This is a genomic window from Flavobacterium sp. YJ01 (assembly GCF_029320955.1).
GTDB lineage: Bacteria > Bacteroidota > Bacteroidia > Flavobacteriales > Flavobacteriaceae > Flavobacterium.
This window is the reverse complement of record NZ_CP119757.1, coordinates 2235917-2261874: the sequence shown is the minus strand read 5'-3', so window position 1 is coordinate 2261874 and position 25958 is coordinate 2235917. Positions and strand designations below refer to the sequence as shown.

Here is a 25958-nt window from a genome sequence, read left to right as displayed (position 1 = left end):
GATTAAAATTTTTTAACATGAAAAAGATAAACAAACTTGTTTTTGCATTCCTATTTCTTTTAGTAGGAAATTTATTTTATGGTCAAAACCTAAAAATTATGACCTATAATATTCGTCTAGATGTAGCATCTGATGGAGAAAATGCATGGCCAAAACGAAAGGATTATTTTAATTCTCAAATTCAATTTTACAGTCCAGATATTTTTGGAGTTCAAGAAGCAACACCAAATCAAGTAACAGATATTGCATCGGCTTTGCCAAGTTATAACAGATTCGGAATCGGAAGAGAAGAGGGCGGATTGGGAGAAGCAAGTTGTATTTATTACAAAAAAGATCGTTTTAAAGTAGAACAATCCAATACTTTTTGGTTGTCTGAAACGCCAAATGTAGTTTCAAGAGGTTGGGATGCGGCTTGTAACAGAGTTTGTACTTACGGACTTTTTAAAGATTTAAAAACTAAAAAAACGTTTTGGGTTTTTAATCTTCATTTGGATCATATGGGAGAAGTAGCCAGAGTAAAAGGCGTACAGCTTGTTTTATCTAAAATCGAAGCATTAAACACAAAAAAATATCCTGTTTTTTTAATGGGAGATTTTAATTCAGAACCAGACACAAAACAGATTGCCGAAATCAAAAAAGTGATGGATGATACTAAAGAGGTTTCTAAAGAAAAACCTTTTGGACCATCAGGAACGTTTAATGATTTCAAACATAATGAGCCCGTAACATTATTATTAGATTACATTTTTGTATCAAAAAATAGCGGACTCACAATTCAGAAACACGCAGTGCTAAGTGATTCTAAAGATTTAAAATATCCTTCGGATCATTTGCCTGTTTTAATAGAAATAGATTAAATGAAAAACATCAACAAAAAACTTCAAATCCTAGTTTTACTGCCTCTTATTGCAATGCAGTTAAATTGTGGATCTTCAAAAAATGCAGTTGCTAATTCAGGCAAAGTTGAATCTTGGATTACTACAACAGACGAAACTTCAAAACTTAAAAAACAACCTGATTTGATTTTTAATTCAGAAACAAATTCAAATCAGACCATTGAGGTAAATCCGTCAGAGAAATTTCAAACCATAGAAGGTTTCGGATTTTCTTTAACAGGAGGAAGCGCTCAGGCAATTATAAAACTAGACAAACCCAAAAGAGAAGCATTGCTTCAGGAATTGTTTTCTAGAAAAAATGATGCCATTGGATTAAGTTATATAAGAATAAGTATTGGAGCATCTGATTTGAATGAAAAAGTTTTTTCGTATGATGATATGCCAGAAGGACAAACAGACATGAATTTGGAGCACTTTAATCTTGGTCCAGATTTAAATGATGTGATTCCGGTTTTAAAAGAAATTTTAGCCATAAATCCAAAAATAAAAATAATGGGTTCTCCGTGGTCGCCACCAGTTTGGATGAAAGACAACGGAAGTTCAAAAGGTGGAAGTTTACAGCCAAAATATTATGAAGTGTATGCGCAATATTTTGTAAAGTACATTCAAGAAATGAAATCTCACGGAATTGTTATTGATGCTATTACGCCTCAAAACGAACCTTTACATCCAGGAAACAACCCAAGTTTATTAATGTTGGCAGAACAGCAGGCAGATTTTATCGGAAATCATTTAGGTCCCGCTTTCGCGAAAGCAAAAATCAAAACCAAAATCATTGTTTACGATCATAACTGTAATAAGCCAGAATATCCTTTGACAATTTTAAAAGATCCAATAGCAAATCCTTATGTTGCGGGCTCGGCTTTTCACTTGTACGAAGGAGATATTAGTGCTTTAACTACAGTTCATAATGCTTTTCCGAATAAAGATTTGTATTTTACCGAGCAATATACAGGAACAGGAACTAATTTTGAAACTGATTTAAAATGGAGTGTGAAAAATGTAGTAATTGGTTCAATGCGTAACTGGAGTAAAAATGCACTTTCGTGGGGATTAGCAAATGATGAAAATTACAAACCTTTCACGCCAGGTGGATGTTCAACTTGTAAAGGTGCTTTGATGATTGATCAAAATCAAAACATTAAAAGAGAAGTTGGATATTATATTATCGGACATGCTTCTAAATTTGTTCCAGAAGGTTCAGTAAGAATTGGAAGTAATATAGTAGGAAATTTACACAATGTTTCTTTCAAAACTCCGTTAGGACAAACTGTTCTGATTGTAGAAAATGACGGAGCTTCAACAGAAACTTTTAATATTAAATACAACCAACAACAAACCACAACCTCACTAAACGCAGGTGCAGTTGCTACTTACGTTTGGTAAAAATTTAAACTTATGAAGAAAGTTACCACGATTACGCTGTTTATGCTTTCGCTCTTTGCGTCGGCACAACAGCAATCAATAGATCAAAAAGTCAATGATCTATTGAAGAAAATGACAATTGAAGAAAAAATTGGCCAGTTAAATCAATATACTGGCGACAATCAGGCAACGGGGCCAATTACAATTAATCCGAACAAACAAAACGAGATTAAACAAGGTTTAATTGGTTCGATGCTAAATGTTATTGGAACAAAATATACCAGAGGATATCAGGAATTGGCCATGCAGTCAAGACTTAAAATTCCGTTGTTGTTTGGTCAAGATGTTATTCATGGTTACAAAACAACTTTTCCGCTTCCGTTAGCAGAAGCAGCAAGTTGGGATTTGGAAGCAATCGAGTTAGCTGCAAGAGTTGCAGCTACAGAAGCTTCGGCAAGCGGTATTCACTGGACATTTGCACCAATGGTTGATATTGGTCGTGATCCACGCTGGGGACGTGTAATGGAAGGAGCAGGAGAAGATACTTACTTGGGTTCTAAAATTGCTTATGCAAGAGTAAAAGGATTTCAAGGAAATAAATTAGGCGATTTAAACTCCGTTATGGCTTGCGTAAAACACTTTGCAGCTTACGGAGCTGGAGTTGGAGGAAGAGATTACAACTCTGTAGATATGAGCGAAAGAATGCTTTTGGAAACTTATTTGCCTCCATTTAAAGCAGCTTTAGATGCAGGAGCTGCGACTTTCATGAATTCTTTTAATGATATTAACGGAATTCCAGCAACTGGAAATGCACATTTACAAAGAGATATCTTAAAAGGAAAATGGAACTTTCAAGGTTTCGTAGTTTCAGATTGGGGATCAATTGGAGAAATGGTGGCTCACGGTTATTCTAAAGATCTTAAAGAAGCTGCTTATGCCGCTATTACGGCAGGAAGTGATATGGATATGGAAAGTAATGCGTACCGTAAACATTTAGCAGAGCTAGTAAAAGAAGGAAGAGTTTCTATTGATTTGGTTGATGATGCCGTAAGACGTATTCTTCGCAAGAAATTCGAATTAGGTTTATTTGAAGATCCTTACAGATATTCGGATGAAAAACGTGCTGAAAAAGCATTAAATAATCCAGAACACAGAAAAGCTGCACTTGAAGTGGCGCAAAAAAGTATCGTTTTATTAAAGAATGAAAACCAGACTTTACCGATTTCTAAAAGCGTAAAAACAATTGCTTTTATTGGTCCAATGGTAAAAGAATACAAAGAAAACATGGGATTCTGGTCTGTTGAACTTCCAGAAGTAGATTACAATAAATGGATCGTTTCGCAATGGGACGGCTTGCAAAATAAAGTCGGCAAAAACACTAAATTATTGTACGCAAAAGGATGTGAAATAGAAGGCACAAATAAAGATGGTTTTGCAGAAGCAGTTGCAACAGCAAAACAAGCAGATGTTGTTATTTTGAGTATTGGTGAAAGACGTGATATGAGCGGTGAAGCAAAAAGCCGTAGCGATCTTCATTTGCCAGGTGTTCAGGAAGATTTAGTAAAAGCAATTCAAGCAACAGGAAAACCAGTTGTGGTTTTAATTAACGCAGGAAGGCCTCTTGTTTTTAATTGGACAGCAGATAATGTTCCAGCAATTCTTTATACTTGGTGGTTAGGAACTGAAGCAGGAAATGCAATTGCTAATGTTTTGTTTGGAGATTATAATCCGTCTGGAAAACTGCCAATGACTTTCCCAAGAGAAGTAGGACAGGTGCCAATTTATTACAATCATTTTAGCACAGGAAGACCAGCAAAAGATGAAAATTCAACCAACTATGTTTCAGCTTATATTGACTTAAAAAACTCTCCGAAATATCCTTTTGGATACGGTTTAAGCTACACAACTTTTGATTATTCTGGATTGAAATTATCTTCAACAAAAATAAAAAACAACGAAACTACTAAGGTTTCTTTCCAATTAAAAAATACTGGAAAAGTAGCTGGAGAAGAAGTGGTGCAGTTATATTTAAAAGATAAATTTGGATCGGTAGTAAGACCAGTTTTAGAATTAAAAGATTTCCAGAAAGTGAAATTAAATGCGGGAGAATCTAAAACAATAGAATTTACAATCGACAAAGAAAAACTTTCTTTCTATAATAATAAATTAGAATGGGGAACCGAACCAGGAGATTTTGAAGTTATGATTGGAACTTCTTCAGCAGATATTAAACTAAGATCAGATTTTGAATTAGTAGCAAATTAAAAAAAAGGGACTTTTAAAAGTCCTTTTTTTTATGCAGTTATTTAGACAAAAAAAGCCTCATTAAAAATGAGGCAGCATTATAAATTATTAACAGGGTAACAGGTTATTTTAAAACAGTATTTACAAAATCCATAGCACCAATTCCTTTATAAGAGGCATACAGGGCTTTATCAAAAGCTTCTTGTTTTGCCTTTTTATTTTTGGCGTCAGTTTCAACAAACATTTCGTTGAAAATTCTCTCTTGTTCGGCGCTATATTTTAAAGAAGCTTCCAAAAGATACGTTTTAGATACAAATCCGAAAGAAGTCCAGATTTTCGTTCTAATTTTTTTGTTGATGTTTTTTAATGAATTGGTAATCATAACTACTACATTTTACTTTCTACACTCACTTTGAAGAAAAATGGGACAGCTTGTATTATTTTTCTTTATTTTTAATTAAAATCTAACAATTAAAATCATTAATGTGTTATTATGACGCAATGTAATTATTTTTTTTAAATTTGACTTTAAATTTTAGTTAAATTGTGATTTGCACACTTCTATATTTTTTTGAAAAATAGCACGAATTTGTAAAAATGGAGTAAATTGCGAGGTTATTAATAAGGATTTATACTCAATTGAATGTTAAAAGACATTATAGATAACAATGAAAATTACCAGCCTGGACTTTCAATAGATTGTGTGATTTTTGGTTTTCATGACAATCAGCTTAAAGTTTTATTGATAAAAGTAGAAAGAGCCAATAAATGGTCTTTACCCGGCGGATTTATTCCGGTAGATCAAGACATAGATACTGCCGCCATTACGGTATTAAATAGTAGAACTGGAGTTGAAGGTATATTCTTAAGGCAATTTGCGACCTTTGGGAAAGTAAATCGAAATCATCAGCATTTTGATAAAAAAACGTTGGAATATCTTCAAATTGAAGAAGAAAAAGGAAAATGGTTAATGCGTCGTTTTGTTACAATTGGCTATTATGCATTGGTTGATTTTTCTAAAATTTTGCCAAATCCAACAGGAAGAATGGAAATTGTAGAATGGATTGATCATAAAGAAGTTCCAGAACTTATTTTAGATCACCGCGAAATTTTAGACAAAGCGCTAGATACGTTAAGAATAGAATTGAATTTAATGCCAATTGGTTTTAATTTGCTTCCAGAGAAATTTACAATTCCAGAACTGCAAAAGTTATATGAAACCATTTTAGACAAAAAACTCGACAGAAGAAACTTTCTCAGAAAAATAACAAATATTGGAATTCTTACTAAACTTGACGAAAAGAAAAGCAACGTCGCACACAAAGCTCCAAATCTGTATTCTTTTGATAAAGAAAAATACGACGAGGTTCTGAAGAATGGATTAAATCAAGGTTGGTAATTAAGTTTAACTTTAAAAATTGAGGTTATGGTTGCTATTGAAGATTTTAGAAAAATTGCTTTATCATTTCCAAATGCAACCGAAGAACCTCATTTTGAGAAAACCTCTTTTCGAATCAAAAAGAAGATTTTTGCCACTTTTGATGAAAAAAATAATCATGCCGTTTTAAAATTAAACGAAATAGATCAATCGGTTTTTTGTTCGTCAAGCGAAAAGATTTTCTATCCAATTCCAAATAAATGGGGCAAACAAGGCTGGACAATTGTTGAACTTTCTAGAGTAAGACCAGAAATGTTCGAAGATGCCTTAATTCGTTCCTATGAAAATGTTGCTTCAAAAAAGAAGTAATGTTTCTATCTTATAATTGTTCTAAAAGTTAAATTAACTCTCGGTTTTTGAGTAGTTTTTGTTGGCGGAAGTCGATGTAGCCAATGCGACTGCGTTTCATCTTTCATAACCAATAAACTGCCGTGTTCTAAAATCAAAGAAACCGTTTCTTTTGATTCTTTATGTTTGAAAGCAAACTTACGCTCGGCGCCAAAACTTACAGATCCAATCGCACCATTTTTCTTCAAATCTTTTTCGGCATCGCTGTGCCACGCCATTCCTTCTTCTCCAGAATGATATAAATTCAACAGACAAGAATTAAAAGTTTCGCCTGTTTTTTCTTCAATGATTTTCTTTAATTCTAAAAGTTCTTTCGTCCAGGGCAAAGCCTTTTTTGTTGTATTTGAATAAGTATACTCAAATTCCTGATCGCCGTACCAAGCTACTTTTCGTTTAGTTAAAATCAATTTTCCAAAAATAATCGCTTCGTCATTTTTCCATTCAATTGTATTTAATAAAATATCGCGATAGAAATCTGACTCTTCTCTCGAAAATAATTTTCCATAATAATTCACAGTTCCATCTTTCGGAAGCAAATTAGTATTTTCGTCTGTTTGTGGATTAAATAAGTCCATTTTTCCAGTTTTGATATTCGGTTTTCATGCAATGTCCGCAAGGTCTAAAGCCGTTTTCTTTGGCTTCAATTTCAGAAAAAAAGAAAACCCGATTTTCGCGTTTCATTCTTTTTCCCGAAGAACATTTTAAAGTTCCATAGATTTTTAGTTTTTGGTTTCCACCGAAACAAATCTCCGCATTTTTAATTTTATTTCGAAGTTCTGAATCGGTTATTTCAAAATGTTTAATCATTATTTTATAGATATTTTATTCTGTAGAGACGCACCGCAGTGCGTCTAACGTCATGTCTTTCCAAAATCTTTATCGACAATCTTTGCGTAGACGCACTTCGGTGCGTCTCTACAGATATATTTTGTGTTGAAGCCTCTGTTGCTTTGTTCCTCTGCCTCTTTTGAACCTAATTTAACGCATCATGAAAAATAATTCCTAACGTATATCTTTCACCAGAATGAACTTCACTCACGCCGTGTTTAATATTGGCACGATAATATCCTTTTGTGCTTTTTACTGGTCTGAAATTGGTTGTAAAAACCAAAATATCTCCTTTTTTAGGTTTCAAAACAATAGCTTTTGATTGTGCTCTGGGCGTTTGCTGTGTTAAAACAAATTCGCCTCCAGTAAAATCCTCATCTGGTTCATTAAGAAAAAGAACAATTTGAATTGGAAAATAAACATCGCCATACAAATCTTGATGTAAAGTATTGAAGCCGCTTTCGCCATATTTTAAGATTAAAACTGTCGCTTTCAATTGATTATTATCATGACATTGTTTCAATAATTCTGAATGCGTTTCTGGAAAAACTGTATTTATATTCAAAACTTTCATCCATGAATTGGCAATCAGAGCGAGTTTTGGATAAATCGAAGTTCGAATATTTTGGATTAAATCTGGAAGCGGATAATTGAAATATTTGTATTCGCCTAATCCAAATCTATAGCGTTCCATAACAACTGTTTTTCGATATAGATTTGGATTGTCATAATCGAATTTTAAATCTTCGCATTGTTCATTATTCAAGACATTCGAAATAATAGCAAAGCCATTTTCGTGCATAGATTCGGTGATGCTTTCCCAATTTTGAGAAGCAATTATTGTTTGTATATTTTGCATGAATATTTTAGATTAAGATTTTTTTCGCCACGAATTACACGAATTACACAAATTTTCCTTCTTGTTGATAAAAATTAATTCGTGCCAATTGGGTGTATTCGTGACGATAAAATAATACGTTAGACGCACTGCGGTGCGTCTCTACGGATATACTGTGTGTTATTTTAGATTGTTGAATTTACCTGTGCGCCTTCCCAGCCAATAATTGCCGTTTTTCGGGTATTTCCCCACATGTAACCGCCGAAAATTCCTGAAGATTGAATTACGCGATGACAAGGAATAAGAAATGCAACGGGATTACTTCCAATTGCAGTTCCAACGGCGCGGGATGCATTTGGTTTTTGAATTTGCTGAGCAATTGTTCCGTAAGTAGAAAGTTGTCCCATCGGAATTTTTAAAAGCGTTTCCCAAACTTTCAATTGAAAATCGGTTCCTTTTAAGTGAAGTTTAATTTCAGATAATTTACTCCAATCATTTTGGAAAATAAATAATGCATTTTGTTGCGCTAAATCTAATTTTTTAGAAAAAGTTGCATTCGGAAATTTATTTTTTAAATCATGAAATCCGATCGCTTCATCTTCGGCGAAAGCCATAAAACAAACTCCTTTTTGAGTCGAAGCCACAATAATATTCCCAAACGGACTTTCAGCAAAACTGTAATTTATGTCCAGATTTTTACCTCCATTTTTATATTCTGCTGGCGTCATTCCTTCAATATTTACAAATAAATCATGGAGACGGCTTGTTCCTGAAAGTCCAGTTTCGTAAGCTGTTTCAGAAATGGTGGCTTGATTTTCTTTGAGTAATTTTTTGGCGTGTTCCAAACTTGTATATTGCAAAAATTTCTTCGGACTTGTTCCTGCCCAATCGCTAAAAAGCCTCTGAAAGTGAAACGGACTCAAATGCACTTTCTCCGCCACTTCATCAAGATTAGGCTGCTCTTTAAAGTTCGCTTTTATATAATCGATAGCTTCTGCAATACGATTATAATTGATGGTTTCCTGTGTGTTCATCTTCATTGAATTTTATAAGACAAAGATCGATTGGTTTAGGCGGGAATAAAATCCGAAACTTGCTGAGTTTTTTTCTAACCGCAAAGAGGGCTAAATTTTTTAATCTCGCAAAGACGCAGAGTCGCAAAGTTTTTTTCAATGTATGTCATTCTGAGCGAAGTCGAAGAACGGTAAAGTAATTCCACAATGATAAGCAAAATTAAAAAGTAAAATTTCAGGTTTTTGCGAGATTTATAAATTTACTTATAATTCTTTTGCATTTTATAATTGATGATTTCAACTCCTTTTACAATGTTTTTTTGTTCTGCTTTTACAAAGAATGCGTTCTTTTCAAAAAATCCTTTTGCGGTTATACTTACATCCGAAGTTATAATTTTTGAATCTTGATTTTTAGCTTCAATTTCTAATTCGTTAAAGATCTTTTGAGCAATTCCTTGTCGTTGAAAATCTTTGTGAATGAAAAATAAATCAATATAATTGTTGTTTTTCAAAGTTCCGTAGCCAACGATCTGTTCTTCTATTATGGCGAGTAAAACAAATTGTTTTTCGATAACATCAATCCAGCGTTCTGTAATTTTTACTCCAGAAACCCAAGCATTAATTTGATCAGGATTATAATCGTTTTTACAAACAGATTGAATAGTCTGGACAAACAATTCCTGTATTTCATTTAAATCTAAAACGGTAGCTTTTCTAAAATGCATTTTTTAGTTTTAAAATTAATGCGCCGTAGTTTTAGAAAAAACATTAATCACAACAACTCCAATAATAATTAAAGACAGTCCAATAATCGCAGGTAAATCTGGAATTTCTTTAAAGAAAATTGCGCCAATTGCAGTTATTAAAACAATACCAACTCCAGACCAAATGGCATAAGCAAAGCCAACGGGAATGGTTCTAATGGCGAAACTCAAACAATAAAAAGCTCCACAATAACCAATAATCGTAATAATACTTGGAATTAGTTTTGTAAATTCTTGAGATTTTTTCAATGCTGTTGTTGCAATGATTTCAAATACAATTGCTATGAATAAAAACAAAAAGTTCTTCATGATTTACGTTTTTTACAAAGTTAAGCTTTGTGCGAAACGAAGAGGAATTATTTGAGATTATATTTTTTAGAAGAAACGCTTATCAATTTATAGCCATTTTCGGTTCTTAGAAATTCAAGATGATCTTGTCCAAAATCTATTTTATTTTTGGAATTGATTACAACATCCATAATGGGATAAATCCAATCTTTGGATTCATTACAATTATTGAAATAAACATCGTATTCTTCTGTTTCAAAAATAAACTGATTCAATCCGCCGGACGAAATAAAGTAGTCTGTTTTTAAATTTTTGAGTTCTTCAAGTTTTGATTTTAAATAGGTATAATTTTGATTGATAAATTTAGTTTTGGATGAATTTACCCAACCATCAGGTTCTTTCCAATAGGTGATTTTATCAAAAGAATGTTTTTCTAAACTGGCTTTAGATAAATCTTTAAGCAAAGTGTTTTTCAGCCAAAATTTAAATTCCTTATCAAAGTTTATGAATGAATAGTATTGTCCGTCGGCTCCGAGGAAATTATCTCGCGTTTCATCTTTACTTGGTTCTTTTGATTTTTCTAAAGAATAAAAATTTAGATTGTCATTGTAAGGGAAGTTTTCAATTAATATTTTATTGTTAATGTCAATTAAGAATTCTTTTCCTCCTTTCCAGAAAAAATGTTCGCCATCCATTACTTTTGAAGCATCTTTTAATCCTGTAAACAGTCCGTTTTTGACTTTTGTTAGATTGCTGTATTCTGCAGGGATTACAATTTTTCCTTCGCTATTAAAGATTCCCATTTTATCCGTTTTATGATCTGTAAATCGTATAAAACCTTCATTTTCACAATCTGGTCCGTTGTCAAAAACAAATAAACTGTCACGTCCAATTATTTTTCCTGATTTGGTTAGATAATAGCTCTTCCATTTTCCATTTTCTTCCTCGGAAACAGCAATGATATTTTCAAATTTGCGAGCGATTGTAAAACCTGTAAATTTTGGTTCGATTTTAATTGCGCCGTTTTTATCTTTAAATCCAATTAACGTAGTGTCTTTGTTTGGAAATGAAGTCCAGATATCATTGTTTTGAGCGAATGAAGAAAAATTTAGAAATAGAAAAATGCAGATAAAAAGAAGACGTATCATGGAAGAAAGTATTTATAGTAAATATAATACAACGTTTTTGAAAACGAAATAGTCTCTAATCATAAACTTTCTTGATGCACGTTTGCGTGAGGGATAGGAGCAGGCTACCAAAGTAGCGCGGACAGCCCGACAGCAACCCAATAAAAGGGCGTATAAGCGTAAAGTATTTTGCCCTTTTATTGGGTTGGTGGCACGCCCTTAGTAATTTTAGATTTCTGAGTTTAGATTCATGGTATATAAAAAAACAAAACCCGACAGGTTTTAAAAACTTGTCGGGTTTGAATGTATTTCTAAAATCAGAAATCTAAAATTGATTTAGTATCTGTAGTATTCTGGTTTGAATGGACCTTGAACTTCAACACCAATATAGGCAGCTTGATCTTCTCTTAAAACTTCAAGTTCAACGCCTAATTTAGCTAAGTGTAAAGCAGCAACTTTTTCATCTAAATGTTTTGGTAACATGTACACTTCATTTTTGTAAGCTGCGCTGTTGTTCCATAATTCGATTTGAGCTAAAGTTTGGTTTGTAAATGAGTTACTCATTACAAAACTTGGGTGACCTGTAGCACAACCAAGGTTTACTAGACGACCTTCAGCCAAGATAATGATATCTTTTCCGTTGATGTTGTATTTGTCAACCTGAGGTTTGATTTCGATTTTAGATGCACCGTGGTTTTTGTTTAACCAAGCCATATCAATTTCGTTATCGAAGTGTCCGATGTTACAAACAACAGTTTTGTCTTTCATTTGCTCGAAGTGCTCTCCAAGAACGATATCTTTGTTTCCTGTAGTTGTAATAATGATATCAGCATTAGCAATTACAGTGTTTAATTTTTTAACTTCATAACCGTCCATTGCAGCTTGTAAAGCACAAATTGGATCGATTTCAGTAACTGTTACGATAGAACCAGCACCTCTGAAAGAAGCAGCAGTTCCTTTTCCAACGTCACCGTATCCGCAAACTACAACTCTTTTTCCAGCTAACATTAAGTCAGTTGCACGACGAACAGCATCTACAGCAGATTCTTTACATCCGTATTTGTTATCAAATTTAGATTTAGTAACAGAGTCGTTAATGTTGATTGCAGGCATTGGTAAAGTTCCAGCTTTTACTCTTTCGTAAAGTCTGTGAACACCAGTTGTAGTTTCTTCAGAAAGACCTTTAATTCCAGCAACTAATTCTGGGTAACGATCAATAACCATGTTAGTTAAATCTCCACCGTCATCCAAAATCATGTTTAATGGTTTTCTGTCTTCACCAAAGAATAAAGTTTGCTCAATACACCAGTCAAATGATTCTTCGTCTAGACCTTTCCAAGCATAAACTGAGATTCCAGCAGCAGCAATTGCAGCAGCAGCCTGATCTTGAGTAGAGAAAATGTTACAAGAAGACCAAGTAACTTCTGCACCAAGAGCAATTAAAGTTTCGATCAAAACAGCAGTTTGAATCGTCATGTGTAAACATCCAGCGATACGTGCACCTTTAAGAGGTTGTTCGTCTTTGTATTCAGCACGAAGTGCCATTAAACCTGGCATTTCAGCTTCAGCTAGTTCAATTTCTTTTCTTCCCCAAGCAGCTAGAGAAATGTCTTTTACTTTGAAAGCCACATAAGGCGTAGTCGTTGTACTCATTTATGTTATATTTGTAGAATTGTAATTTTTTTGCAAATTTAAGGAATAGCTTTTGAATTTTACTAATTTCTGTAAGATTTGTGAAATCTTTAATTTCTTAATCTTTAGAATGTTAGTTTGCAAATCGTTTTAAACCATATAAGCGATATAAGTTCATTTTAAAAAAGATTCTTAAACTATTACCTTTGCTGTAAATTGCTTATATTTACTAATACAATTTTTTTAAGCCAGCAGATATATTTCTTATATGACTTACATGGTTTAAAATCAGCGATCTGCAATTTATAATTAACCATTCATAATTTACAATTAAAAAGTAATGCCTCTATTTCAGACCATACAGTTTAACGAAACCACAAAAATCTTAATTTGGGAAATAACAGAATCTTTTGAAGAGTTATTGAGCAGTGTTACATTGAAAGAAAAAACACAAAAAAGATTGGATGGAATGAAGTCTCAAATGCATCAGCGTGCTTTTTTGAGTGTTCGAATGCTGATTCAGGAAATGGGCTTTACAGATAAAGATTTACATTATGATGAATTCGGAAAACCTTATTTTGATTGTCATAATTACATTTCAATAACACATTCGTATCATTTTGCGGCAATCATTATAAGTCACGAAACTGTCGGAATCGACATGGAATTGCAGCGTGAAAAAATCCAAAGAATTGCAGATAAATTTACCGATTTTGAATGCAGTTATTTAAAACCAGAATTTACAGAAGAATACATAAAAAAACTTACCGTAATTTGGGGAGCCAAAGAGGCAATCTTTAAAATCAGAAATGAAAAAGGAATAAGTTTTAAGGATCACATTATGGTTGAGGATTTTTCTTTAAATAAACCACAAACTCAGGCAAGTCTTCATTTTGATGATTTGATTAAAGATTTCGATGTTCATTATGAAGAAATAAAATCAGATAATTTTGAAGGGACTTTTACTTTAGTTTATGCTTTCGAGAAGTAGTTTTTAGTTGGCAGTCTCAGTTTTCAGTCATAGCGTAATTTTGTCATTTCGACGTAAGGAGAAATCACACAAGAAACTCGCCAATCTTTGTAGACAAACTAGTGTGATTTCTCGTTCCTCGAAATGACATACTTGCTTGTAATTATTAACAAAGTTTTAAATCTCACTTTCTTTTTGTCGATGCTGAAACATGCTCATAAACAAAAAAGTACTCATTTTACGAGCACGGCGTTTTAAAGTTTCGGCATTTTCGCCTTCAAAATATTCTTCTATAGTTTGAAACCAATGATTTAACCAGATTCCGAACTCGTTTGCCGTTATTTTTTCGTCAAAATGTGCGTCAACTTCATTGTGTACCGCATGCGGATTTCCTTTGTATTTGCGAACTCCAAATAGATTAGTTTCCCAAAAATCAGTTAGCTTTTCTAGATGCGCATCCCAATCAGTAATTATTTCATTAAAATAAAAGCCGATTTCATTATCGGCTCTTATTTTATCGTAAAACTGATGAACCAAAAAGGCTACATCAGCTCTATTTTCTATTGGCTTTCTCACAGAATTAATGTGTTTAAAAGAATAAAAACAACACTTAAAATTGAACTTAAAAGTAAAAGGTTGAAAACTACTTTATGTTTCATTTGCGCCAAAATTGAAGTGTTTACAAAGATACAAGTTAATACAATAATAGCTAATTGCACCATTTGCGGAATTGAAGTTCCGTTAGATAAAACGTACATTGCAGCAGCGCCGCCTAAACAGCTTTGTCCAATTACTGCCATTGCAGCAGAACCCATATAATTTCTATTGAAAATGTCGAATGTTGTTTGGTATAGTGTCATGATATTCAGATTTTTATATGACAAAGATACGCCCGCAATACAACTGCATTTTATGATTAAAATCATAAAACAAGAACTTTTTTATCTGTATACTTTTCGATTAATAATCTTCAATTCGCCCTTTTTTTCGAGTGTTTTTATCGCTCTGATAACTGTTTCTACGCGTAAGCCTGTTAAATCTCCAATTTGCTGTCTAGTAAAATTAATAAGATAGCCATTTTGATCTTTTTGAAAATTGAAATACGCAATTCCGTGATCAATTAGTTTTAATACGCGATGTTCGGGATCTTGAGTAGATATTTCTGCTGCCATAACCGATTTGTAGTACAATCGTTGTGCTAGATTTTCAATAATTTTAATGCTCACTTTTGGGTTTTCTTCTAAAAGCTTCATGAAGTTTTCTTTTGGAAGAATAAGAATTTCGACATTTTCTACCGCAATGGCGTTGGCAGGATATTTTTGGTTTAGAAATAAAGGCGGTTCGCCAAAAGATTGTCCGCTGTAAAATATTCCCTGAATAAATTCACGTCCATCATCATTATAATTGCTCATTTTGATTTCGCCTGAAACAATTTGATAGTAGTTCAATGGCAGGTTTCCTTCTTCAAAAATAAAATCATTTTTGTCGAATATTTTTTTTACCGCACCATATTTTTCTATTAATTCGACTGTAATCATAATGTATTATTTCCGTTATCAAAACTCGTCACACAAATATAATTTATTCAAAATAGTTTTATGAGATTAAAAAACTTTTACTTTTACACTCAAGATGCAAGAACAAATACTCACGATAAGACAACAAATTTTAGAGGCTAAAAGTAGCGGTCAGAAATTATTGGCGATACTTTTGGATCCTGATAAAATCGAACTGAAAAACTTAGATAAATTAACTGAAAAAATCAATCAGTCGCCTGCAACTCATATTTTTGTGGGAGGAAGTATTGTTCAGAATAATATTTTAGAAGATTTAGTTTTGACATTAAAACAAAAAACGAATCTTCCAGTAATTTTATTTCCAGGAGATCCGTCGCAAATTTCCCCAAAAGCAGACGGTATTTTGTTTTTGTCTTTATTATCTGGTAGAAATCCAGATTATTTAATAGAATATCAAGTTCAAGCGGCACCAATTCTAAAGAAAACCAATTTAGAAGTTATTTCAACAGGCTATATTTTGATAGAAAGCGGAAACGAAACAGCCGTTGCGCGTGTAAGTAAAACGAAACCTTTAAGCCGAGAAAATCTTGATTTGGTTCTTGCAACTGCTCAAGCTGGTGAATTATTAGGAAATCAATTGATTTATTTAGAAGCTGGAAGTGGTGCAAAACAGCCTGTTCCGTTAGAAATGATCGAATTAGTTGCTCAAAATGTCAGAATTCCTGTAATTGTTGGAGGAGGAATTGTAGATTTGCACGGAATTCAAAAAGCATACGCTGCTGGAGCAGATTTGGTTGTTATTGGAACTGCTTTCGAAAATAACAGTCATTTTTTTGAGTTTTAATCTCTAAAATACCACAACTTCAATGATAGATTTTTTTCTAGACAGTTATAAAAATGCACCACTATGGCATATTGCTTTAGAGTTTTTAGTATTTGTTTTTGGAATTTTGAGTGTTTGGTTTGCTAAAAAAGAAAATATCTTGGTTTATCCAACCGGATTAATCGCTACCGTAATTTCGGTATATCTTCTTTACATAGCAGGCTACATTGGAGATATGATTATAAATGGATATTTTTCAATAATGAGTATTTACGGTTGGTATGTTTGGGCAAAAGGAGGAACCGTTGAAGACAATCTTCCAATTACTCGTACAACTTTTAATGAAAAAATAATTGGAATCTTACTGTTTATTGTAACCGTTTTTGTAGTTTTCGGGATTTATAAATATTTTGATTACGAAATTCGTCAAGACAATTATGTTGACATGATTTCATCAGGAATATTTTTCGCAGGAATGTGGTATATGGCCAGAAAAAAAATAGAAAACTGGACACTTTGGATTATTGGTGATATTATTGTTGTACCTCTCTACGCTTATCGTGGTTTAGGGATGCTGTCACTTCAATATTTAATTTTTACAATTTTGGCTATTTCAGCTTATTTAGAATGGAGAAAGATCTTAGACAGCAAAAAACAACAATCATAAAAATTGCTTTATTTGGTCCTGAGAGTACAGGTAAAACTACATTAGCAAAACAGCTTGCAGATTACTATGAAACCGAATGGGTTCCTGAGTTTGCACGCGATTATCTACAAGAGAAATGGGAAGAAAATAAGCATATCTGTGTTGCAGATGATATGATGCCAATTGCTTATGGTCAAACCGCACTAGAAAATAAAAAGCTTGAAACCGCAAATAAATATTTGTTTTGCGATACCAATTTGATGGTAACCAAAGTTTTTTCTGAAATGTATTATGATTTCTGTGATCCACTTTTGAATGAAGCGGCATTAAAACATGAATACGATTTGTTCTTTTTGACGGATATTGATGTTCCGTGGGAGAAAGATGATATTCGAGATACTCCAAACGGAAGAGAAACCGTTTTTTCTGTTTTTAAACAAACTTTAATAGATACTAAAAAGCCTTTTATAACACTTTCTGGTGACAAAGAATGTCGTCTAAAGAAAGCAGTTTCAATTATAAATGATTTGGCTTTGGCTAAAGAAAATGATTTTTCGTCTGAAGATTTTGTACAGATTTATAATAGAGGAATTTCTTTTAAAACGGTTTTAAAACAGTTAGAAAGCTTTAAAAAGGGCATTTCGAAAAGTAATTTAATAAGACCAGCCACAATCAACGATGGAATTTTAAGCTTTTCTGAAAATGAATTTCAAGAAAAAGCATTGATTTTTGATGAACTAAAAGATAAATTTAAAATCAAAAAGTTTGTTCCTGCTTCTGGCGCGGCGACAAGAATGTACAAGTTTTTGACAGCTTTTCTGAATGATTTTGATATCACAAAAGAAACAATTAATGCTTACATCAACAGAAAAAATGATAAGGAACTTGCCATTTTTATTGTTGGAATGGAGAAGTTTCCTTTTTTTAAAGAAGCTGATAAAAAGCTAAGAGAAGTTTATCCTGATTTTGAGAGTTTAGAAAGAGATTCTAAAAACTACTATTTTATAAAACTTTTACTTTCTCCTGATTTTTTTAATTCTGCAAACAAGCCAAAAGCAGTTTTACCGTTTCATTTATATAAAACACATATTGCCAATCCGATTGAAGAACATTTGAATGAATGTGTGCATTATGCATCATCCAACAATGTGTCTAATTTACATTTTACCGTTTCAGAAATACATCAAGATTTGTTTGAAAAAGCAGTTCTTGAAGTTAAAGATAAAGTTGAAAAACCTTCAGGAATTACTATCAATATCGGATATTCATATCAAAATAAAAGTACAGATTCTGTCACAGTTGATTTAAATAATAAACTTGTAAAAGATAAAAACGGTAATTTAATTTTTAGACCTGGCGGACATGGGGCTTTAATTGAAAACTTGAATAATTTAGATTCAGATCTTATTTTTATTAAAAATATTGACAATGTAATTCAAAATCATATTGATGAAATTACCCTTTATAAAAAAGCTTTGGCTGGTGTTTTAATTGAAATACAACAAAAGGTCTTTTCACGTTTGGACTCTATAGATCGTAATCTAATTAAAGAAGATCAATTAGAAGATATTATTCTTTTTTTGAAAGAAAAGCTTAATATTGAATTGAATGAAGATTTCAATAAGTTTACCTTCGAGAATAAAATAAGCAAAATAAAAGAACTGTTAAATCGCCCAATTCGTGTTTGCGGAATGGTAAAAAATGAAGGTGAACCTGGAGGAGGGCCATTCTGGATTGTTAATGATAAGGGATTAACTTCGCTTCAAATTGTAGAAACTTCGCAAGTTGATTTGCAAGATAAAAAACAACTCGGAATTTTAGCAGAAGCAACACATTTTAATCCAGTAGACTTAGTTTGCGGAATAAAAAATTACAAAAACGAAAAGTTTGATTTGCTACAATATGTAGATCAGAAAGCTGGTTTTATTGTAGAGAAAAGTGTTGAAGGGAATACCGTAAGAAGTTACGAATTACCAGGTTTGTGGAACGGATCTATGGCAAATTGGTTAACAGTTTTTGTCGCAGTTCCTTTAATTACTTTTAATCCGGTAAAAACGGTAAACGATTTATTAAAAGCTGCTCATCAGCCACAATAATATGGATTTAGATAAAATCATATCAGAATTAAACTTTAAAGCGGTTCGCAGTAGTGGAGCGGGTGGACAAAACGTGAACAAGGTTTCGTCTAAAATAGTTTTGAATTTTGATTTGAATGCTTCTCAAGCTTTGTCTAATGATGAAAAATTGCTTTTGCAAAATAATATTGCTGCACGTTTAACTTCTGAAAACATTTTGATTTTAAACTGCGACGAAGACCGAAGCCAACTCAAAAACAAAGAGATTGTTATCAAACGTTTTTTAGAAATCATCAAAAAAGGATTGTACGTTCCGAAAGTTAGAAAGGCTACAAAAATTCCAAAATCGGTAATCAAGAAAAGAATTAAAGATAAAAAGAATATTTCTGACCTTAAACAATCAAGAAGAAAACCCGATTTTTAGTATTAAGACTGCAGAATTAAGTATTGAGAAATCCAAAAATTAAAAATCTTAATACTTAATACATTTATCTTAATACTTAATACATTTATCTTAATACTTTTTTATATTTGCACTGTCTCAAAGGGGTGCTCTAAATAACGAGCTGAGATCATACCCAAAGAACCTGAGCGAGTAATGTTGCTAAGGGAAAAACGACACTATCGAGCGTGCACACTTTATTTTGTCGGGAAACACATTTATTAATTTAACAAAAGAATAATTCCCCCTTTTATTCGTAATTCTTTACGAATGAAAACTATTTTTCAAGGTGCTAAGGCGCTAAGGTACAAAGGTTCTAAGGTTAAAAACTTTAATAGAACCAAATCTATTTTATTTTCTCTATTTTCTATTTTCTTTTCTCTAATTTCTTCCGCGCAGCAGCAAGATTCTACCAAAGTAAACTCTCTTGATGAGGTTTTGGTTTCTGCAGTCCGTGTTACTTCAAAAACGCCAGTGAGTTTTAGTAATATGGATAAAAAGGAGATCAAATACAGAAATTTAGGTCAAGATATTCCTGTTTTGATGAACTATCTTCCATCGGTTGTTACAACTTCTGATGCTGGAAATGGTGTTGGATACACTGGAATTCGTGTGCGTGGAAGCGACGCTACACGTGTAAATGTAACCATAAACGGAATTCCGTACAACGACGCAGAAAGCCAAGGAACTTTTTGGGTAAATATGCCCGATTTTGCTTCTTCTGTAGAAAGTCTTCAATTACAGCGCGGAGTAGGAACATCTACAAACGGAGCTGGTGCTTTTGGAGCAAGTTTAAATATGCTGACAGATAGTTATGCTAGAAAAGCAACTGGCGAAATTTCAAGTTCTGCTGGATCTTTCAATACATTAAAAAATACCGTAAAGTTTAGTACAGGTTTATTAAATGATCATTTTGAAATTGCAGGTCGTTTATCGGCAATAAAAACAGATGGTTACATAGATCGCGGTAGCGCAGATTTAAAATCGTATTTCTTGCAAGGAACTTATGTTGGTAAAACGACTTTGATTAAAGCTTTGGTTTTTGGAGGAACGCAAAAAACGTATCAATCTTGGAACGGAATTGATAGCGAAAAATTAAGCGAAAACCGCAGATATAATTCGGCAGGAGAATATACAGATGAATTTGGTGTAACACGTTATTATGATAACGAAACTGATAATTACAATCAAGATCATTACCAATTACATTGGAGCGAATCTATTTCTGACAAATGGAGCACAAACTTTGCACTTCATTATACAAAAGGAAAAGGTTATTTTGAAAATTACAAAGAAGATGCTGAAATGTCTGAATATGGTTTGCCTGCCGTTGGAGCAGTAACTACAACAGATTTGGTGCGCCAAAAATGGTTGGATAATGATTTCTACGGAACTACTTTTTCTGCTAAATATGTAGCAGACGGTCTAGATGTTATTTTAGGCGGTGGATGGAACAAATACGAGGGAGATCATTTCGGAAAAGTAATTTGGGCTAGATATGCTTCAACATCAGAATTAGGTGATCATTATTACGATGATTTTTCGACAAAAACGGATGGTAATATTTTCGCGAAAGCAAATTATCAGTTTACAGAACAATTAAGTTTTTACGGAGATTTGCAATACAGAAATGTACATTATAAAGCTAATAGTGCAGAAACTGGTTTAGTAAATGATGATTTCAATTTCTTTAATCCGAAAGCAGGTTTAAATTATGCGTTTTCTCAAAAAAGCACTTTATACTTCTCGTACGCGAGAGCAAATCGTGAACCAAACAGAACTGATTATGAAGGAGGAAATGTAAAGCCAGAAAAATTAAATGATTATGAATTAGGCTGGAGATTCAATTCGGAGAAATTCCAGTTGAATTCTAACGTTTACTATATGGCATATAAAGATCAATTAATCTTGACGGGAAGATTGGATGATGTTGGAGCGCCAATTCGTGCCAATACAGAAAAAAGTTATCGTTTAGGTGTTGAGGTTGATGCAACAATTGCACTTTCAAGCAAGTTCACTTTAAGACCAAATTTTACATTAAGCAGCAACAAAAATGTTGATCTAGCTGTTGATGGCGAATATTACGGAACAACAAAAATTGCTTATTCTCCAGAAGTTATTGCAGGAAACGTAATTGTTTACAAACCAATTGAAGGACTATATCTGTCATTATTGCAAAAATATGTTGGAGAACAATTCATGAATAATATAGAATTGCCAGCTGCTAAATTGGCCGATTATTTTGTAAACGATTTTAATGCTTCTTATGAGATAAAACCAAAATCAGTATTTAAGTCAATTACGATTACGGCTTTGGTTAATAATATTTTAAATAAAAAATATATTTCAAACGGAGCGATGTATGATATTTATCCGTACTATTATCCGCAAGCAGGAACAAATTTCTTGATCGGATTGAGTTTGAAATTCTAAAATAAATTAGTGCACAAAAAAAGCCTGAAATCTATTTTCAGGCTTTTTTGTTTTTTAGTTATAAACGTGAATCACAGTTCCAGATACTTCAGCTCGATATTGCTTCATCGGATATTCTTTTCCTCCAAGTCCTGTAAATAAATTATACTCCGCTTTATCGCAAGAACAAACCGCATAAATACCACTAATTGTCATAGCCACACACGATGTAATTGCCTGATTTGGACAAGCAGCGTCAAAAGCGGTGTAAGTTCCTTCTCCAGTTTTCATTACTATAATTCCTTTTGCTCCATAATTGGCAACATAAACAGGATTGCTCACATATTTCAAATTATTATATGTTGGGAGATTATTGTCCAAATAAACATTAATAGAATAATTGGGAATATACGGATTATTGTTACTTCTGTTGTTGTCGCTGCAAGAGAAGAAAACAGTGGTAAAGGCGATAAAGAACCAGATTTTTTTCATTATTCGAATAAGAATTAGTTAAAACAAAAATAATTTATTTAGATTTGAAATCTATATGATTAACATATAATTATGTACTATTAAAAATAATAGTATATTTGTGGTAAGAAAATCCCGTCGCGATGGGATTTTTTGTATTTATATAAACGATGAAGTTATGAGTAAAGTATCTTATTATACAGCTGAAGGATTAAAAAAATTAAAAGATGAATTGGAGCATTTAAAAAGTGTAATGCGTCCAAAAGCATCTCAAGATATTGCAGACGCAAGAGATAAAGGAGATTTGTCTGAAAATGCGGAATATGATGCAGCAAAAGAAGCACAAGGTTTATTAGAAATGAGAATTGCTAAACTAGAAGAAGTTTATGTAAATGCACGATTAATTGATGAATCTCAATTGGACGTTTCTAAAGTTTTGGTTTTATCGAATGTGAAAATCAAAAACCAAAGCAACGGAATGGAAATGAAATATACACTTGTAGCAGAAAGCGAAGCCGATCTAAAAACAGGAAAAATCTCTGTAACTTCTCCTATCGGGAAAGGTTTACTTGGAAAATCTGTGGGAGAAGTAGCTGAAATTACAGTTCCAAACGGAGTTTTAAAATTTGAAATCCTTGAAATTTCAAGAGACTAAATTTTCGTTTAACCGTTTAATCGTTAAATCGGTTAAACGAATCAACGATTAAACAAATAAACAAAAATGGCATCAATATTCACTAAAATAGTAAACGGAGAAATTCCAGCTTATAAAATTGCTGAAGACGACAATTATCTAGCTTTTTTAGACGTAAATCCAAATGCTAAAGGACACACGCTTTGCATTCCAAAACAAGAAATCGATAAGATTTTTGATATGGATGAAGAACTGTATTTAGGTTTAATGAAGTTTTCTAAAAAAGTCGCTGCAGCTTTAGAAAAAACAGTTCCTTGCAAAAGAGTAGGAATTGCTGTTGTTGGACTTGAAGTGCCACACGCACACGTACATTTGATTCCATTAAACGAAATGGATGAAATGCGTTTTATTAATAAAGTTTCTCTTTCTAAAGAAGAATTTGAAGCTTTAGCAAAAGATATTCAATCGAATTTGTAACGATTTACGAATGTAAGGCTGAGCGATCCCGAGCCTTCGGGAGAAGCCTTTCTTAATATTAGATAGTGCAGTAAAATTATTTACTGCACTTTTTTATTTAAAGAAATCTGAAACGTAGTTCCTTTTCCAATTTCAGAATTTAAAACTTTAATTTTTCCGTTGTGGTATTCTTCTACAATTCTTTTGGTTAAAGAAAGACCGAGTCCCCAACCACGTTTTTTTGTTGTGAAACCAGGTTCAAAAATTGTTTTAAACTGTTTTTTAGAAATTCCGGTTCCAGAATCTTTAATATTGATTTTTACATGATGAGCATCTTGTTCAATCTGAAGATCTAAAGTTCCTTTTCCTTTCATGGCATCAATGGCATTTTTAACCAAATTTTCAATCGTCCAGCTATGCAAAGTTGGATTAATCATGCCGAAAATTGCATTTTCAGGAGCTTTAAACGAAAAAGCAACTTGTTTAGAAAATCGAGATTGAAGATATTCGTAAGCATTTTTTGTTTCTTCAACAATATCATAAAGTCCTAAAACAGGTACAGAACCAATTTTAGAAAAACGGTCTGTAATAGTTTGCAAACGTTCAATATCTTTTTCTATTTCTGTAGAAATAGAAGGATCGATTTCTTCTGTTTTTAAAATTTCAACCCACCCAATCAAAGAAGACAAAGGCGTTCCGATTTGATGCGCGGTTTCTTTTGCCATTCCTGCCCAAAGTTTATTTTGGGTAGCCATTTTTGTGCTTTTGTAGAAATTATAAATTAAGGCAATGCATAAGAAAATAATTAGTGCTAAAGCAATTGGGTAATATTTAAGTTTATTCAGTAATTCTGAATTTCCGTAATATAATGTCTGATATTTTCCAGGCGCATATTCAAAAGTGATAGGTTCATTTTCATTTTTTAACTTATTCAAAAAAGCAGTTCTTTTTTTCTTATCATTAAGAACTTCGTCAGGAACATTTTTAGCGCTCACAACTTTGTCGTACAACATTATAATACCAGGAATTGTGGTGTTGTTGCTAAAAATCTGAAGAGGTAGTTCTACATCGGTGTTTTCATTTGCGTTTACAAGCGTAATTTGAGCATTTACAAAAAGCTTCATTTTTAAGCGTTCCTCAATTTTAAATATTTGGAAGAAAGTATAAGTGTTCCAAAGAATTAGAGAAATGATGATAAAGCAAACCGAAATAATAATCCAGCGGGTTGTATTTGTTCTTTCAGAAAAAGACATATCAATTATTTTGAAGTATAAATATAACGAAATATACACATTTTATATTTTGCGTATACCGAAAGATTTTTAGTTTTATCTAGAAAAGTATTTCTTCTAATTAAACGATTTCAATACTTTTGCAATTACCAAAATGAGGTTTGGTTAAAAAGAAAATTTATGATTAGCATCAATCCAAAGGAAATACCGACAGTAAAACTACAAGGTTATCTGCAAAGTGCTGTGGGACCGAGACCAATAGCTTTTGCGAGTACAATAAGTGCAAAAGGAATTCCGAATTTGTCGCCTTTCAGTTTTTTTAATGTGTTTAGCTCCAATCCGCCAATTTTGGTTTTTTCGCCGTCAAGACGTGTTCGAGATAATACCGTAAAGCACACTTTGATTAATGCAGAAGAAACTCGCGAAGTTGTAATAAATGTTGTAAATTACGATATAGTTCAACAAACTTCATTGGCAAGCACAGAATATGCAGAAGGCGTAAATGAATTTATAAAAGCTGGTTTAACGCAAATCCCTTCAGATATTGTAAAACCATATCGAGTAAAAGAATCTCCGGTACAGTTTGAATGCAAGATTACGCAAATTATTCCGTTAGGAACTGAAGGAGGAGCAGGAAATTTGATTTTGTGTGAAGTAGTGAAAATTCATATTCATGAATCTATTTTAGATGAAAATGGAACAATCGACCAGCATAAAATTGATTTGGTTTCAAGGCTAGGAAAAGATTGGTATTCAAGATCTAATCAAGGACTTTTTGAAGTAGCAAAACCCTTGACAACACTAGGAGTAGGCGTAGATGCGATTCCAGATTTTGTAAAAGAAAGCGCTGTTTTTGATGGCAATGATTTAGGTAAATTAGGAAACATTGAGGTCTTGCCCACAAAAGAAGAAGTTAGTATATTTGTGAAGGAAAATTTTTCTGTAAAAGGAGTTTTAAGTTCTGATGACCAGAAAAAAGTACATTTAGAAGCAAAAAAATACTTGGATAATGGCGATGTAGAATCGGCTTGGAAAGTGCTTTTAGCAAAAAAATAAAGAAGAATAGAAACAATAATTAATATAAACGAAGATGGAAGTTATAGGAAAAGTAAAAGTGGTTAATCCTGAGCAACAAGTTAGTGCTTCATTCAAAAAAAGAGAATTAGTAGTTACTACAGATGAGCAGTATCCACAGCACATTTTAATCGAATTTACACAAGATAAATGCGATTTATTAAGCAGCTATAAACAAGGAGAGGCAGTAAAAGTTTCTATCAATTTAAGAGGAAGAGAGTGGGTTAATCCGCAAGGAGAAACAAGATATTTCAATAGTATTCAAGGTTGGAGAATCGAAAGAGTAGGTAACGAGGCGCCAACGCAAGCACCACCAATGCCAGCTGCACAAACTTTTGCTCCTGCAACAAATGTAAGCGAAGACGAACCAGACGATTTACCGTTCTAAGAATTTAGAAATTGTAATATAGTAAATTCCAAATTCC

General features: G+C 32.8%; 29 protein-coding genes. 15 read left to right on the top strand and 14 right to left on the bottom strand.

The window, feature by feature from the left end; translation table 11 throughout:
* Window positions 1-17: 17 nt before the first annotated feature.
* From P0R33_RS09960 to P0R33_RS09950, 3 genes are read left to right on the top strand one after another with little or no spacing between them, the layout of a single operon-like run.
* Entirely contained in the window at window positions 18-857 is an 840-nt protein-coding gene (locus tag P0R33_RS09960; protein WP_276175293.1) for an endonuclease/exonuclease/phosphatase family protein, read from the top strand.
* Window positions 858-2282, top strand: coding sequence for a glycoside hydrolase family 30 beta sandwich domain-containing protein (locus P0R33_RS09955; protein ID WP_276175292.1), 1425 nt, complete (start codon window positions 858-860; stop codon window positions 2280-2282).
* A gap of 12 nt (window positions 2283-2294) precedes the next feature.
* Window positions 2295-4526 carry a glycoside hydrolase family 3 N-terminal domain-containing protein gene (locus P0R33_RS09950; protein WP_276175291.1) on the top strand — a complete coding sequence of 744 codons (2232 nt, stop codon included), beginning with the start codon at window positions 2295-2297 and terminating at the stop codon, window positions 4524-4526.
* A 103-nt stretch (window positions 4527-4629) separates the two neighbouring features.
* Here the strand turns inward: P0R33_RS09950 and P0R33_RS09945 are convergent, their stop codons facing one another.
* Window positions 4630-4887, bottom strand: a complete 258-nt coding sequence (locus tag P0R33_RS09945) for a hypothetical protein (RefSeq protein ID WP_276175290.1) — start codon at window positions 4885-4887, stop codon at window positions 4630-4632.
* A 261-nt stretch (window positions 4888-5148) separates the two neighbouring features.
* Here P0R33_RS09945 and P0R33_RS09940 point away from each other — a divergent pair, with 261 nt between their 5' ends.
* Window positions 5149-5904: an NUDIX hydrolase gene (locus P0R33_RS09940; RefSeq protein ID WP_276175289.1), complete on the top strand. Its 756-nt coding sequence runs from the start codon at window positions 5149-5151 to the stop codon at window positions 5902-5904.
* 27 nt (window positions 5905-5931) lie between these two features.
* Window positions 5932-6252, top strand: coding sequence for an MmcQ/YjbR family DNA-binding protein (locus P0R33_RS09935; protein ID WP_276175288.1), 321 nt, complete (start codon window positions 5932-5934; stop codon window positions 6250-6252).
* Between the two features lie 5 nt (window positions 6253-6257).
* On the opposite strand, the gene P0R33_RS09930 is transcribed toward P0R33_RS09935, so the two are convergent.
* From P0R33_RS09930 to ahcY, 8 genes are all read right to left on the bottom strand, one after another.
* Window positions 6258-6866: an alpha-ketoglutarate-dependent dioxygenase AlkB gene (locus tag P0R33_RS09930; RefSeq protein WP_276175287.1), complete on the bottom strand. Its 609-nt coding sequence runs from the start codon at window positions 6864-6866 to the stop codon at window positions 6258-6260.
* Entirely contained in the window at window positions 6853-7098 is a 246-nt protein-coding gene (locus P0R33_RS09925; protein ID WP_276175286.1) for an Ada metal-binding domain-containing protein, read from the bottom strand. The genes P0R33_RS09930 and P0R33_RS09925 overlap by 14 nt, the downstream gene beginning before the upstream one ends.
* Window positions 7099-7264: 166 nt before the next feature.
* Complete coding sequence (locus tag P0R33_RS09920; RefSeq protein WP_276175285.1) at window positions 7265-7978, bottom strand: 2OG-Fe(II) oxygenase; 714 nt, start codon at window positions 7976-7978, stop codon at window positions 7265-7267.
* Window positions 7979-8142: 164 nt separating this feature from the next.
* The gene (locus tag P0R33_RS09915; RefSeq protein ID WP_276175284.1) at window positions 8143-8991 is read right to left on the bottom strand and encodes a methylated-DNA--[protein]-cysteine S-methyltransferase; all 849 of its coding nucleotides are present in this window, start codon (window positions 8989-8991) and stop codon (window positions 8143-8145) included.
* A gap of 239 nt (window positions 8992-9230) precedes the next feature.
* Window positions 9231-9695 (bottom strand): GNAT family N-acetyltransferase, encoded by a 465-nt coding sequence (locus tag P0R33_RS09910; protein ID WP_276175283.1) that lies wholly within the window; start codon window positions 9693-9695, stop codon window positions 9231-9233.
* A gap of 15 nt (window positions 9696-9710) precedes the next feature.
* A complete protein-coding gene (locus P0R33_RS09905; RefSeq protein WP_276175282.1) occupies window positions 9711-10043 on the bottom strand; it encodes a multidrug efflux SMR transporter in 333 nt (110 codons plus the stop codon).
* Window positions 10044-10090: 47 nt separating this feature from the next.
* Entirely contained in the window at window positions 10091-11170 is a 1080-nt protein-coding gene (locus P0R33_RS09900; protein ID WP_276175281.1) for a hypothetical protein, read from the bottom strand.
* A gap of 315 nt (window positions 11171-11485) precedes the next feature.
* Window positions 11486-12802 carry an adenosylhomocysteinase gene (gene ahcY / locus P0R33_RS09895; protein WP_276175280.1) on the bottom strand — a complete coding sequence of 439 codons (1317 nt, stop codon included), beginning with the start codon at window positions 12800-12802 and terminating at the stop codon, window positions 11486-11488.
* A 319-nt stretch (window positions 12803-13121) separates the two neighbouring features.
* On the opposite strand from ahcY, the gene P0R33_RS09890 reads away from it, so the two are divergent.
* Window positions 13122-13772 carry a 4'-phosphopantetheinyl transferase superfamily protein gene (locus P0R33_RS09890; protein WP_276175279.1) on the top strand — a complete coding sequence of 217 codons (651 nt, stop codon included), beginning with the start codon at window positions 13122-13124 and terminating at the stop codon, window positions 13770-13772.
* A gap of 156 nt (window positions 13773-13928) precedes the next feature.
* Here the strand turns inward: P0R33_RS09890 and P0R33_RS09885 are convergent, their stop codons facing one another.
* The 3 genes from P0R33_RS09885 to P0R33_RS09875 all read right to left on the bottom strand — a co-directional run bounded on the left by P0R33_RS09885 (window position 13929) and on the right by P0R33_RS09875 (window position 15289).
* A complete protein-coding gene (locus P0R33_RS09885) occupies window positions 13929-14327 on the bottom strand; it encodes a group III truncated hemoglobin (protein ID WP_276175278.1) in 399 nt (132 codons plus the stop codon).
* A complete protein-coding gene (locus tag P0R33_RS09880) occupies window positions 14324-14611 on the bottom strand; it encodes a hypothetical protein (RefSeq protein WP_276175277.1) in 288 nt (95 codons plus the stop codon). The genes P0R33_RS09885 and P0R33_RS09880 overlap by 4 nt, the downstream gene beginning before the upstream one ends.
* Before the next feature lie 81 nt (window positions 14612-14692).
* Window positions 14693-15289, bottom strand: coding sequence for a Crp/Fnr family transcriptional regulator (locus P0R33_RS09875; RefSeq protein ID WP_276175276.1), 597 nt, complete (start codon window positions 15287-15289; stop codon window positions 14693-14695).
* A 94-nt stretch (window positions 15290-15383) separates the two neighbouring features.
* Here P0R33_RS09875 and P0R33_RS09870 point away from each other — a divergent pair, with 94 nt between their 5' ends.
* The 5 genes from P0R33_RS09870 to P0R33_RS09850 all read left to right on the top strand — a co-directional run bounded on the left by P0R33_RS09870 (window position 15384) and on the right by P0R33_RS09850 (window position 21687).
* Window positions 15384-16112, top strand: coding sequence for a geranylgeranylglyceryl/heptaprenylglyceryl phosphate synthase (locus P0R33_RS09870; RefSeq protein WP_276175275.1), 729 nt, complete (start codon window positions 15384-15386; stop codon window positions 16110-16112).
* A gap of 22 nt (window positions 16113-16134) precedes the next feature.
* A complete protein-coding gene (pnuC, locus tag P0R33_RS09865) occupies window positions 16135-16758 on the top strand; it encodes a nicotinamide riboside transporter PnuC (RefSeq protein ID WP_276175274.1) in 624 nt (207 codons plus the stop codon).
* The gene (locus tag P0R33_RS09860) at window positions 16719-18833 is read left to right on the top strand and encodes a DUF4301 family protein (protein WP_276175273.1); all 2115 of its coding nucleotides are present in this window, start codon (window positions 16719-16721) and stop codon (window positions 18831-18833) included. The genes pnuC and P0R33_RS09860 overlap by 40 nt, the downstream gene beginning before the upstream one ends.
* Window position 18834: 1 nt before the next feature.
* The gene (arfB, locus tag P0R33_RS09855) at window positions 18835-19236 is read left to right on the top strand and encodes an alternative ribosome rescue aminoacyl-tRNA hydrolase ArfB (RefSeq protein ID WP_276175272.1); all 402 of its coding nucleotides are present in this window, start codon (window positions 18835-18837) and stop codon (window positions 19234-19236) included.
* Window positions 19237-19524: 288 nt separating this feature from the next.
* Window positions 19525-21687, top strand: coding sequence for a TonB-dependent receptor (locus tag P0R33_RS09850; RefSeq protein WP_276175271.1), 2163 nt, complete (start codon window positions 19525-19527; stop codon window positions 21685-21687).
* A gap of 54 nt (window positions 21688-21741) precedes the next feature.
* Here P0R33_RS09850 and P0R33_RS09845 read toward each other — a convergent pair whose 3' ends face one another.
* The gene (locus tag P0R33_RS09845; protein ID WP_276175270.1) at window positions 21742-22158 is read right to left on the bottom strand and encodes a hypothetical protein; all 417 of its coding nucleotides are present in this window, start codon (window positions 22156-22158) and stop codon (window positions 21742-21744) included.
* 157 nt (window positions 22159-22315) lie between these two features.
* Between P0R33_RS09845 and greA the strand changes: the two genes are divergently transcribed.
* Window positions 22316-22792, top strand: a complete 477-nt coding sequence (greA, locus tag P0R33_RS09840) for a transcription elongation factor GreA (protein WP_276175269.1) — start codon at window positions 22316-22318, stop codon at window positions 22790-22792.
* A gap of 66 nt (window positions 22793-22858) precedes the next feature.
* Window positions 22859-23248 (top strand): HIT family protein, encoded by a 390-nt coding sequence (locus P0R33_RS09835; protein WP_276175268.1) that lies wholly within the window; start codon window positions 22859-22861, stop codon window positions 23246-23248.
* A gap of 80 nt (window positions 23249-23328) precedes the next feature.
* Here P0R33_RS09835 and P0R33_RS09830 read toward each other — a convergent pair whose 3' ends face one another.
* A complete protein-coding gene (locus P0R33_RS09830) occupies window positions 23329-24480 on the bottom strand; it encodes a HAMP domain-containing sensor histidine kinase (protein ID WP_276175267.1) in 1152 nt (383 codons plus the stop codon).
* 159 nt (window positions 24481-24639) lie between these two features.
* Between P0R33_RS09830 and P0R33_RS09825 the strand changes: the two genes are divergently transcribed.
* Complete coding sequence (locus tag P0R33_RS09825) at window positions 24640-25515, top strand: flavin reductase family protein (RefSeq protein WP_276175266.1); 876 nt, start codon at window positions 24640-24642, stop codon at window positions 25513-25515.
* Between the two features lie 34 nt (window positions 25516-25549).
* Window positions 25550-25921, top strand: a complete 372-nt coding sequence (locus P0R33_RS09820; protein WP_276175265.1) for a DUF3127 domain-containing protein — start codon at window positions 25550-25552, stop codon at window positions 25919-25921.
* Window positions 25922-25958 lie beyond the last annotated feature (37 nt).

What these genes read in the sequence shown, in the direction of transcription:
- P0R33_RS09870 (WP_276175275.1), top strand. Translation starts at nt 15,384, where the DNA reads ATGCAAGAACAAATACTCACGATAAGACAACAAATTTTAGAGGCTAAA.
- P0R33_RS09910 (WP_276175283.1), bottom strand. Translation starts at nt 9,695, where the DNA reads ATGCATTTTAGAAAAGCTACCGTTTTAGATTTAAATGAAATACAGGAA.
- P0R33_RS09960 (WP_276175293.1), top strand. Translation starts at nt 18, where the DNA reads ATGAAAAAGATAAACAAACTTGTTTTTGCATTCCTATTTCTTTTAGTA.
- ahcY (WP_276175280.1), bottom strand. Translation starts at nt 12,802, where the DNA reads ATGAGTACAACGACTACGCCTTATGTGGCTTTCAAAGTAAAAGACATT.
- P0R33_RS09830 (WP_276175267.1), bottom strand. Translation starts at nt 24,480, where the DNA reads ATGTCTTTTTCTGAAAGAACAAATACAACCCGCTGGATTATTATTTCG.
- P0R33_RS09945 (WP_276175290.1), bottom strand. Translation starts at nt 4,887, where the DNA reads ATGATTACCAATTCATTAAAAAACATCAACAAAAAAATTAGAACGAAA.
- pnuC (WP_276175274.1), top strand. Translation starts at nt 16,135, where the DNA reads ATGATAGATTTTTTTCTAGACAGTTATAAAAATGCACCACTATGGCAT.
- greA (WP_276175269.1), top strand. Translation starts at nt 22,316, where the DNA reads ATGAGTAAAGTATCTTATTATACAGCTGAAGGATTAAAAAAATTAAAA.
- P0R33_RS09940 (WP_276175289.1), top strand. Translation starts at nt 5,149, where the DNA reads ATGTTAAAAGACATTATAGATAACAATGAAAATTACCAGCCTGGACTT.
- P0R33_RS09905 (WP_276175282.1), bottom strand. Translation starts at nt 10,043, where the DNA reads ATGAAGAACTTTTTGTTTTTATTCATAGCAATTGTATTTGAAATCATT.
- P0R33_RS09835 (WP_276175268.1), top strand. Translation starts at nt 22,859, where the DNA reads ATGGCATCAATATTCACTAAAATAGTAAACGGAGAAATTCCAGCTTAT.
- arfB (WP_276175272.1), top strand. Translation starts at nt 18,835, where the DNA reads ATGGATTTAGATAAAATCATATCAGAATTAAACTTTAAAGCGGTTCGC.
- P0R33_RS09955 (WP_276175292.1), top strand. Translation starts at nt 858, where the DNA reads ATGAAAAACATCAACAAAAAACTTCAAATCCTAGTTTTACTGCCTCTT.
- P0R33_RS09825 (WP_276175266.1), top strand. Translation starts at nt 24,640, where the DNA reads ATGATTAGCATCAATCCAAAGGAAATACCGACAGTAAAACTACAAGGT.
- P0R33_RS09950 (WP_276175291.1), top strand. Translation starts at nt 2,295, where the DNA reads ATGAAGAAAGTTACCACGATTACGCTGTTTATGCTTTCGCTCTTTGCG.
- P0R33_RS09875 (WP_276175276.1), bottom strand. Translation starts at nt 15,289, where the DNA reads ATGATTACAGTCGAATTAATAGAAAAATATGGTGCGGTAAAAAAAATA.
- P0R33_RS09880 (WP_276175277.1), bottom strand. Translation starts at nt 14,611, where the DNA reads ATGACACTATACCAAACAACATTCGACATTTTCAATAGAAATTATATG.
- P0R33_RS09845 (WP_276175270.1), bottom strand. Translation starts at nt 22,158, where the DNA reads ATGAAAAAAATCTGGTTCTTTATCGCCTTTACCACTGTTTTCTTCTCT.
- P0R33_RS09935 (WP_276175288.1), top strand. Translation starts at nt 5,932, where the DNA reads ATGGTTGCTATTGAAGATTTTAGAAAAATTGCTTTATCATTTCCAAAT.
- P0R33_RS09930 (WP_276175287.1), bottom strand. Translation starts at nt 6,866, where the DNA reads ATGGACTTATTTAATCCACAAACAGACGAAAATACTAATTTGCTTCCG.
- P0R33_RS09920 (WP_276175285.1), bottom strand. Translation starts at nt 7,978, where the DNA reads ATGCAAAATATACAAACAATAATTGCTTCTCAAAATTGGGAAAGCATC.
- P0R33_RS09915 (WP_276175284.1), bottom strand. Translation starts at nt 8,991, where the DNA reads ATGAACACACAGGAAACCATCAATTATAATCGTATTGCAGAAGCTATC.
- P0R33_RS09900 (WP_276175281.1), bottom strand. Translation starts at nt 11,170, where the DNA reads ATGATACGTCTTCTTTTTATCTGCATTTTTCTATTTCTAAATTTTTCT.
- P0R33_RS09925 (WP_276175286.1), bottom strand. Translation starts at nt 7,098, where the DNA reads ATGATTAAACATTTTGAAATAACCGATTCAGAACTTCGAAATAAAATT.
- P0R33_RS09820 (WP_276175265.1), top strand. Translation starts at nt 25,550, where the DNA reads ATGGAAGTTATAGGAAAAGTAAAAGTGGTTAATCCTGAGCAACAAGTT.
- P0R33_RS09850 (WP_276175271.1), top strand. Translation starts at nt 19,525, where the DNA reads ATGAAAACTATTTTTCAAGGTGCTAAGGCGCTAAGGTACAAAGGTTCT.
- P0R33_RS09890 (WP_276175279.1), top strand. Translation starts at nt 13,122, where the DNA reads ATGCCTCTATTTCAGACCATACAGTTTAACGAAACCACAAAAATCTTA.
- P0R33_RS09860 (WP_276175273.1), top strand. Translation starts at nt 16,719, where the DNA reads ATGGAGAAAGATCTTAGACAGCAAAAAACAACAATCATAAAAATTGCT.